The organism is Pseudomonas wayambapalatensis (assembly GCF_049942315.1).
Lineage (GTDB): Bacteria > Pseudomonadota > Gammaproteobacteria > Pseudomonadales > Pseudomonadaceae > Aquipseudomonas > Aquipseudomonas wayambapalatensis.
In genome coordinates, this window is sequence record NZ_JBNFMU010000110.1 from 1 (window position 1) to 8,199 (window position 8,199).

An 8,199-nucleotide genomic window follows, 5' to 3' on the forward strand; every position below is an offset into this window, starting at 1 on the left:
GTGGCCGATGCCTCCGGCACCTTCAACGAGATGACCCGCGATGCCGCCTGGCGCCGGATGGAAGCTGCCGGTGCACAACTGATGACCTGGTTCGGCGTGGCCTGCGAGCTGCACCGCGACTGGCGCAACGACGTCGAAGGGCTGGCCGCGCTGTGCTCCAACCACATCCCGGACTACCGCAACCTGATCACCAGCTACAACGCCCTCACCGCTGGCAAGTGACCCACCCCGCCAGGCGCCACCCACGGCGCCTGGTCAAATTTTGCTCAGGTATTCAGCGATGAACAACAGCAGCGTGGTCACCCTGGTGATCCAACACAAAGTCCGGGCCGATGCCCTGGCGCACTACGAGACCTGGTTGCGTCGTACCGTCGGTGTTGCCCGCCGCCAGCCTGGTCATCTGGACGTGAACGTGATTCGTCCGGATGACAATGGCGGCCAGTTCACCACCGTGGTGCGTTTTGCCGATGCAGGGCAACTGCGTGCCTGGGTCGATTCACCGGAGCGCCAGCGCCTGGTCGCCGAAGTGCTGCCGCTGCTGGAAGAGGGTGACCAGACCCGTATCCACGACGATCCGGAGTTCTGGTTCACCCCGTCCAGCACGCCAGCCACACAGCCTGCGCGCTGGAAGCAGGCGGTGCTCACTTATCTGGTGATCTGCCCGATGACCCTGCTGGTGCCCCAGTTGCTGGCGCCGCTGTTCGCAAAGGTGCCGCCGCTGGGCGGGCCGTTGGCCAGCAACTTGCTGGTCAACCTGTGCGTCATCCTCCCGGTGGTGTTCTTCATCATGCCGTGGGTGACGCGCCGCTGCGCCGGATGGCTGCGCCGTTGAGCGCACGCCTGACGATCCAGTGCTAGCGTTCAATCGCCTGCCGATCACCCCACCGGACGGAGAGCACCATGAACCAGGATCCCACCGACAAGAGCCGCCGCCGTTTCCTCGCCAACAGCACCCTGCTCGGTGCGGCCGGCGCGCTCTGGTCCGCACTGCCCTTCACCGATTCCGCCCATGCCGACATTTCAGGAGATCCCATGACCGCAGACCTCATTCTGTTCAACGGCAAGCTGCACACCGTCGACCGTGAAAACCCCACAGCTACCGCCGTGGCCATCAAGGACGGGCGCTTCGTCGCCGTGGGCAGCGATGCCGAGGCCATGGCCCACAAGGGCAACAGCACGCAGATCATCGACTTGAAGCAGCGCACGGTGATCCCCGGCCTGAACGACTCGCACCTGCACCTGATCCGCGGCGGCCTGAACTACAACCTCGAACTGCGCTGGGAAGGCGTGCCGTCGCTGGCCGACGCCCTGCGCATGCTCAAGGAGCAGGCCTTGCGCACACCCACGCCGCAATGGGTACGGGTGGTGGGTGGCTGGAACGAATTCCAGTTCGCCGAAAAACGCATGCCTACCCTCGAAGAAATCAACCAGGCAGCGCCTGACACGCCGGTGTTCATCCTCCACCTGTACGACCGTGCCCTGCTCAACCGCGCCGCATTGCGTGCCGTCGGCTATACCAAGGACACGCCCAACCCGCCCGGTGGCGAAATCCAGCGTGACAAGTTCGGCAACCCGACCGGCATGCTCATCGCCCGCCCCAACGCGACCATCCTCTACGCCACCCTGGCCAAGGGGCCGAAGTTGCCGCTGGAGTACCAGGTCAACTCGACCCGCCAGTTCATGCGTGAGCTCAACCGTCTCGGGCTGACCAGCGCCATTGATGCCGGTGGCGGCTACCAGAATTTCCCGGATGACTATTCGGTGATCCAGCAGCTGGCCGACAACGACCAACTGACCGTGCGCATCGCCTACAACCTGTTCACCCAGAAACCCAAGGAAGAACTGGACGACTTCAAGAAGTGGACTTCAAGCGTCAAGGTCCACAGCGGCACCGACTTCCTGCGCCATAACGGTGCTGGCGAGATGCTGGTGTTCTCCGCCGCCGACTTCGAGGACTTCCTCGAGCCGCGTCCGGACCTGCCGCAGACCATGGAAGAGGAACTCGAACCGGTGATCCGTCACCTGGTCGAGCAGCGCTGGCCGTTCCGTCTGCATGCCACCTACGACGAGTCCATCTCGCGCATGCTCGATGTGTTCGAGAAGGTCAACCGCGATATCCCGTTCAACAACCTGCCGTGGTTCTTCGACCACGCCGAAACCATCTCGCCGAAGAACATCGAGCGGGTGCGGGCGTTGAATGGCGGGATTGCCATCCAGGACCGCATGGCCTTCCAGGGTGAGTATTTCGTCGACCGCTACGGCGCCAAGGCTGCAGAGAAAACCCCGCCGATCCAGCGCATGCTCGCCGAGGGCGTGCCGGTGGGTGCTGGCACCGATGCCACCCGGGTGTCGAGCTACAACCCCTGGACCTCGCTGTACTGGATGGTCAGCGGCAAGACCGTCGGCGGCCTGGAGCTGTACCCGGAAGGCCTGAGTCGCGCCACGGCGCTCGAGCTGTTCACCCATGGCAGTGCCTGGTTCTCCAGCGAGCAGGGCAAGAAGGGGCAGATCAAGGTCGGGCAGTTGGCTGACCTGGCGGCGCTGTCGCTGGACTTCTTCAGCGTCGAGGAAGAGGCGATCAAGAGCATCGAGTCGGTGCTGACGGTGGTGGATGGCAAGGTGGTGTACGGCGCGGCGGAGTTCGACAAGCTCGGCCCGGCGCAGATTCCGGTGGTGCCCGAGTGGTCGCCGGTGGCCAAGGTGCCGGGCCACTGGCGGGCCGGTGCGCCGCTGGCTGCGGCGGTACACCAGTGCGTCGGGCCGTGCGGGGTGCATGCGCACAGCCATGAGAAGGCTCGGCATTCGAGCGTGCCGGTGAGCGACTATCAGGGCTTCTGGGGAGCGCTGGGCTGCTCCTGCTTCGCGTTCTGACGCTCAAGCCATATCGCTGACCGCAAACTCCTCGGCCAGATGGTCGATCAGCGAGCGCACCGAAGGCAGCAGCCCGCGCCGCGACGGGAAGATCGCATGGACGATCCCGCAGCGCGGCTGCCACGCCGGCAACATCTCCACCAGGCGCCCCTGGGCCAGGTCCTCGCGCACCGCCACCCGCGGCAAGTGCGCGATGCCCACCCCCGCCACCACGAAATGCCGCAGCGCGAACAGATCATCGGTGACCATGCGCGGCGTGTGCGCGATCACCAGCTTGCGCGCCATGTCCTCCCCCTGAAACAGCTCCCATTGATACTTCTGCTGCGCCGCGCCCCAGTGCAGGCTCGGCAGCGTGCTCAACATCTGCGGTTCGAAACCCTCGGGCAGTTGGGCGAGAAACGATGGATGGCCCACCAGGCATTGGGTGCTGTTGCTCAGCACCTTCATCACCATGTCGGTGTTCTCCAGCGGCGGGAAGCGCACCCGTAGCGCCACATCGAAGCCTTCATGCAACAGGTCGACGCGACGGTTGGTGCTTTCGATGAACAGCTCCACTTGTGGGTACTTGAGCATGTAGCGCGTGAGCATCGGCCCGACCCACGAGTTGAGCAGGGTAGTGGGGCAACTGATACGCACCAGGCCACGTGGTTCGCTGCGGTTGCGCTCGATGATCTCTGCCGCGCCCTCGGCTTCCACACGCATGGCCAGGCAACGGTTGTAGTAGGCCTGGCCGATCTCGGTCAGCGAACAGTGGCGGCTGGTACGGTGCAGCAGGCGAACGCCAAGACGGTCTTCCAGGTCGGCGATGCGCCGGCTGAGTTTCGACTTGGGCATGTCCAGCGCCCGGCCCGCCGGGGCGAAGCCGCCATGCTCGACGACCTGGGTGAAGAAATAGAGGGAATTCAGGTCTTCCAAGATCGTTCTCCAGATAGAACGCTACAGACAATTTTTGCAGTCTACCGCATCAAAGGTGATGTTTTTAATCTGTACTCATCAACGCGCACTACCCCACCTACCGCACATCGAAGACACATTTGGGAGTACAGACCATGAGCCAATTCACCTACAACCGCCTGAACAAAGACGACGCCGCCGTACTGCTGGTGGACCACCAGGCAGGCCTGCTGTCGCTGGTCCGTGACATCGAGCCGGACAAGTTCAAGAACAACGTGCTGGCGCTGGCCGACCTGGCCAAGTTCTTCAACTTGCCGACCATCCTCACCACCAGCTTCGAGCAAGGCCCCAACGGCCCGCTGGTGCCAGAGCTCAAGGCACTGTTCCCGGACGCGCCCTACATCGCCCGCCCTGGCCAGATCAACGCCTGGGACAACGAAGACTTCGTCAAGGCGGTGAAGGCCACCGGCAAGAAGCAACTGATCATCGCCGGTGTGGTAACTGAAGTGTGCGTGGCCTTCCCGGCGCTGTCGGCCCTGGCCGAGGACTTCGAAGTATTCGTGGTGGCCGATGCCTCCGGCACTTTCAACGAGATGACCCGCGACGCCGCCTGGCGCCGGATGGAAGCTGCCGGTGCGCAACTGATGACCTGGTTCGGCGTGGCCTGCGAGCTGCACCGCGACTGGCGCAACGACGTCGAAGGCCTGGCCGCGCTGTGCTCCAACCACATCCCGGACTATCGCAACCTGATCACCAGCTACAACGCTCTCACCGCTGGCAAGTGACCCACCCATGGCCGGTCGGCACGCCTCGTGGCCGACCGGCCAGCTGTGCGATGGAATGTTCCTCGCGCCCCGTACTCAAGATCCAGACCTACCCGACTTTCAGGAGATTCCGACATGAGCACACTAGTTACCCGCGATGGCACCGCGATCTATTACAAGGACTGGGGCAGCGGCAAGCCCGTGCTGTTCAGCCACGGCTGGCCGCTGGACGCCGACATGTGGGATGGCCAGATGGAATTCCTGGCCAGCCGCGGCTATCGCACCATCGCCTTCGACCGCCGCGGCTTCGGGCGTTCCAGCCAGCCGTGGAACGGTTACGACTACGACACCTTCGCCGATGACATCGCCCAGCTGATCGAGCATCTGGACCTGCGTGACGTCACCCTGGTCGGCTTCTCCATGGGCGGCGGCGATGTCACCCGCTATATCGCCAAGCATGGCAGCGAGCGCGTGGCCGGACTGGTTCTGCTGGGTGCGGTGACGCCACTGTTCATCAAGACCTCCGACAACCCCGAGGGTGTCGACAAGTCGGTATTCGACGGCATCCGCGACGGCCTGCGCGCCGACCGCGCGCAGTTCATTTCCGACTTCGCCGCGCCGTTCTATGGCATCAACCACGGGCAGAAAGTCTCGCAGGGCGTGCAGGCCCAGACACTGAACATTGCCCTGCTGGCCTCGCTCAAAGGCACCATCGACTGCGTGACAGCGTTCTCTGAAACGGATTTCCGCCCGGACATGGCCAAAATCGATGTGCCGACCCTGGTGATCCACGGCGATGACGACCAGATCGTGCCGTTCGAGACAACCGGCAAGAAAGCCGCCGAGATGATCGAGGGGGCGCAGTTGAAGGTGTATCAGGGCGCACCACACGGCTTTGCCGTGACCCACGCGCAGCAACTGAACGACGACTTGCTGGCGTTTCTGGCGAGGTGACCGGCTGAGGGCTGGCCTGCGTGACTGCGGCATCGAGGGCGACTGGAGACAGTCGCCCTTTTTGCTGTTTGTGTGGCGGGTTTTCGCAGGTATCAGGTCATGCCATTGGATAGGAAGGCTCTCACGCCTTTGACGGAAAGCTGAAACTCCCTTCCGGAACACCCCCCCTCCAGAATTGTGCGTTCTGTGTAGAGCGGCTGGTGTTTCGCTTTGTCGGCACGGATGCAGAGCTTGTGGACTATCTGGACTATCACTAGGAGGCATTGTCATGCCCATGCATAACCCCCCCCATCCGGGTGAAGCGTTGCGCGAGGATGTCCTGCCGGCGATTGGCCTGAGTGTCTCTGCGCTTGCTCGCCATCTCGGTTATTCCCGAGGTCAACTGTCCACTGTGATGAACGGGCGCGCAGCTATCTCCGCCGATCTTGCGTACCGGCTTGAGTTGGCTGGATTGGGCAGTGCCCGCCAATATCTGGCAGAGCAGGCGGCGTATGATCTGTGGCAGGCTGCTCATCGTGAGCACCCGCCTATCGCGCGGCTGGGATTTGCTTGAACCGAAGTTGATTTTCACCCTTCGTGGCTCGTCGTCGTGCAGGTGTCGTGTCGCCGCAGGGGCTGCATGAAGGCCCCTGCGGCATACAACTCAGTCGCTATCCGATTCGAACAACCGCTCCAGCTCCACCCTGGCCTCCTTGGCCGTCTGCATCACCTTCGCCCGGTCATCGCGAACCCGCCCCTGTGCCTCCAGCACCTGCTGGTCGTGCTCGGTGAAGCGCTGGATGCGGTCTGCCGCCTGGGTCTCGCTCAGGCCGAGGCCGATCAGGGTCAGGCGGGTCATCTCCAGGCTCGAGTAGAAGGTCTCGCGAATCGGCTCGGCGCCGACGTCGAGCAACTTGTGCACGTGCTGGCGGTTACGCGCCCGGGCGATCACTTTCAGGTGCGGGTACTCATGCTTGACCCGCTCGGCGATGCGGATGGTCGCTTCCGGATCGTCGGTGGTGATGACGAAGTACTCGGCCTCGCCGACCTTGGCCGCATGCAGCACCTCGGGGCGCATCGGGTCGCCGTAGAACACCGGGGCCTGTTCGAAGGTGCGGGTCATCTCGATGGCATCGACCGAGGTATCCAGGGCGATGAAGGAGACTTTCTGTGCCCGCAGGATACGCGCCACGATCTGCCCCATGCGGCCCATGCCGATGATCACCACGCGCGGGGCGTCGGCCTGGATCGTGCGGTATTGCTCCGGCACTTCGCGCGCTGGCGCCGGGCGCTTGATCAGGCGCGAGCTGGCCAGCAGCAACATCGGCGTCAGGGCCATCGACAGGGTGATGGTCATCAGCAGCAGATCGTAGGTGTAGGTGTCGAACAAGCCTTGGTCCTTGCCCAGCTTGAACACCACGAAGGCGAACTCACCTCCTGCCGCCAGCACCAGCCCCAGGCGTAGCGCGCTCAGGTTGTTCAGCCCGCCCACCGCACGCCCGACCAGCATCAGCAGTGGCAATTTCACTGCTACCAGCAGCAAGGTCAGGCCCAGCAGCAGCGCGGGTGCCTCCAGCAGCAGGCCAAGGTTGGCGCCCATGCCGACGCTGATGAAGAACAGCCCCAGCAGCAGGCCCTTGAACGGTTCGATCTGCGACTCTAACTCGTGCCGGTATTCGGAGTCGGCCAGCAGCAGGCCCGCGAGGAACGCGCCCAGCGCCATGGAAATGCCGGCTTCCTCCATCAGCCAGGCGGTGCCGATCACCACCAGCAGTGCGGTGGCCGTGGACACTTCCGGCAGGCCGGTACGGGCGACGATGCGAAACAGCGGGCGCAGCAGGTAGCGGCCGCCGACGATGACGATGGCGATGCTGCCGAACACCCGCAGGCCATGTTCGATGCTGTCGCCGTGGCTGGTGTCCGGGCCGCTGGCCGCCAGCAGGGGCACCAGCGCGATCAGCGGGATCGCGGCAATGTCCTGGAACAACAGGATGGCAAAGGCCAGGCGCCCGTGGGGGGCGTTCAGTTGCTTGCTTTCGGCCAGGCTCTGCAGGCCCAGTGCGGTGGATGACAACGCCAGGCCCAGACCGAGCACCACCGCCGCTGGCAGGGACTGGGCAAAGCCGAACAGGGCGATGGCACCGATGATCGCGCCGGTCAGCACCACTTGTGCCAGGCCCACGCCGAACACCGCCTTGCGCATCAGCCACAGACGTCGTGGGGAAAGTTCGAGGCCGATGATGAACAGCAGCAGGACTACGCCCAGTTCGGAAATGTGCGCCACGCTCTCGGTGTCGCGAATCAGGCCCAACGCTTGTGGACCGATGGCCACGCCAGCCAGCAGGTAGCCGATGACGGCACCCAGTTGCAGGCGCTTGGCAAGGGGCACGGCGACGACGGCGGCAAGCAGGAATATCACTGCGGTCTGCAGGATGCTGCCTTCATGTGGCATGGGTAGAACTCCAGGAGGCTTGGATGAAGCGCTGTGTGAGCAGGCGCCGGGGACGGTAGGCATTTTCGTCTCGGCGGGGGGAGGGGGCAACCGTCGGGGGTGGGAAGCAGCGTTCAGGATTTGGAGCCTTTGCAGCCCTCAAGGGCCTCTTCGCGGGCAAGCCCGCTCCCACATTTGTAGGAGCGGGCTTGCCCGCGAAGAGGCCCTTGAGGGCTGCAAAGGCTCCAAATCCTGAACGCTGCTTCCCACCCCCGACGGTTGCCCCCTCCCCCCGCCGAGACGAAA

7 protein-coding genes and 1 pseudogene are annotated in these 8,199 nt (G+C 64.0%); 6 read left to right on the forward strand and 2 right to left on the reverse strand.

All coding sequences use genetic code 11. The annotated features are described in order from the left end of the window. The 3 genes and pseudogenes from ACPZMI_RS05290 to ACPZMI_RS05300 all read left to right on the forward strand — a co-directional run. Positions 1-222 (forward strand): annotated as a pseudogene (locus ACPZMI_RS05290) (hydrolase); the annotation flags it as partial. A 58-nt stretch (positions 223-280) separates the two neighbouring features. Beyond that, a complete protein-coding gene (locus ACPZMI_RS05295) occupies positions 281-832 on the forward strand; it encodes an antibiotic biosynthesis monooxygenase (protein ID WP_186669860.1) in 552 nt (183 codons plus the stop codon). A 200-nt stretch (positions 833-1,032) separates the two neighbouring features. Continuing rightward, the gene (locus ACPZMI_RS05300; protein ID WP_186670025.1) at positions 1,033-2,871 is read left to right on the forward strand and encodes an amidohydrolase; all 1,839 of its coding nucleotides are present in this window, start codon (positions 1,033-1,035) and stop codon (positions 2,869-2,871) included. Positions 2,872-2,874: 3 nt separating this feature from the next. On the opposite strand, the gene ACPZMI_RS05305 is transcribed toward ACPZMI_RS05300, so the two are convergent. Continuing rightward, a complete protein-coding gene (locus tag ACPZMI_RS05305) occupies positions 2,875-3,786 on the reverse strand; it encodes a LysR substrate-binding domain-containing protein (RefSeq protein WP_186711876.1) in 912 nt (303 codons plus the stop codon). Between the two features lie 134 nt (positions 3,787-3,920). Between ACPZMI_RS05305 and ycaC the strand changes: the two genes are divergently transcribed. From ycaC to ACPZMI_RS05320, 3 genes are all read left to right on the forward strand, one after another. Further along, positions 3,921-4,550: an isochorismate family cysteine hydrolase YcaC gene (gene ycaC / locus ACPZMI_RS05310; RefSeq protein ID WP_054893711.1), complete on the forward strand. Its 630-nt coding sequence runs from the start codon at positions 3,921-3,923 to the stop codon at positions 4,548-4,550. Between the two features lie 114 nt (positions 4,551-4,664). Beyond that, complete coding sequence (locus ACPZMI_RS05315; protein WP_426351822.1) at positions 4,665-5,483, forward strand: alpha/beta fold hydrolase; 819 nt, start codon at positions 4,665-4,667, stop codon at positions 5,481-5,483. A gap of 268 nt (positions 5,484-5,751) precedes the next feature. Then, positions 5,752-6,036, forward strand: coding sequence for a HigA family addiction module antitoxin (locus ACPZMI_RS05320; RefSeq protein ID WP_081255182.1), 285 nt, complete (start codon positions 5,752-5,754; stop codon positions 6,034-6,036). 90 nt (positions 6,037-6,126) lie between these two features. Here the strand turns inward: ACPZMI_RS05320 and ACPZMI_RS05325 are convergent, their stop codons facing one another. After that, positions 6,127-7,914, reverse strand: a complete 1,788-nt coding sequence (locus ACPZMI_RS05325) for a monovalent cation:proton antiporter-2 (CPA2) family protein (protein WP_186669852.1) — start codon at positions 7,912-7,914, stop codon at positions 6,127-6,129. Positions 7,915-8,199 lie beyond the last annotated feature (285 nt).

Excerpts from the sequence above, each read along its gene's own strand:
- ACPZMI_RS05295 (WP_186669860.1), top strand. The coding sequence starts at position 281 with ATGAACAACAGCAGCGTGGTCACCCTGGTGATCCAACACAAAGTCCGG.
- ACPZMI_RS05300 (WP_186670025.1), top strand. The coding sequence starts at position 1,033 with ATGACCGCAGACCTCATTCTGTTCAACGGCAAGCTGCACACCGTCGAC.
- ycaC (WP_054893711.1), top strand. The coding sequence starts at position 3,921 with ATGAGCCAATTCACCTACAACCGCCTGAACAAAGACGACGCCGCCGTA.
- ACPZMI_RS05315 (WP_426351822.1), top strand. The coding sequence starts at position 4,665 with ATGAGCACACTAGTTACCCGCGATGGCACCGCGATCTATTACAAGGAC.
- ACPZMI_RS05320 (WP_081255182.1), top strand. The coding sequence starts at position 5,752 with ATGCCCATGCATAACCCCCCCCATCCGGGTGAAGCGTTGCGCGAGGAT.
- ACPZMI_RS05325 (WP_186669852.1), bottom strand. The coding sequence starts at position 7,914 with ATGCCACATGAAGGCAGCATCCTGCAGACCGCAGTGATATTCCTGCTT.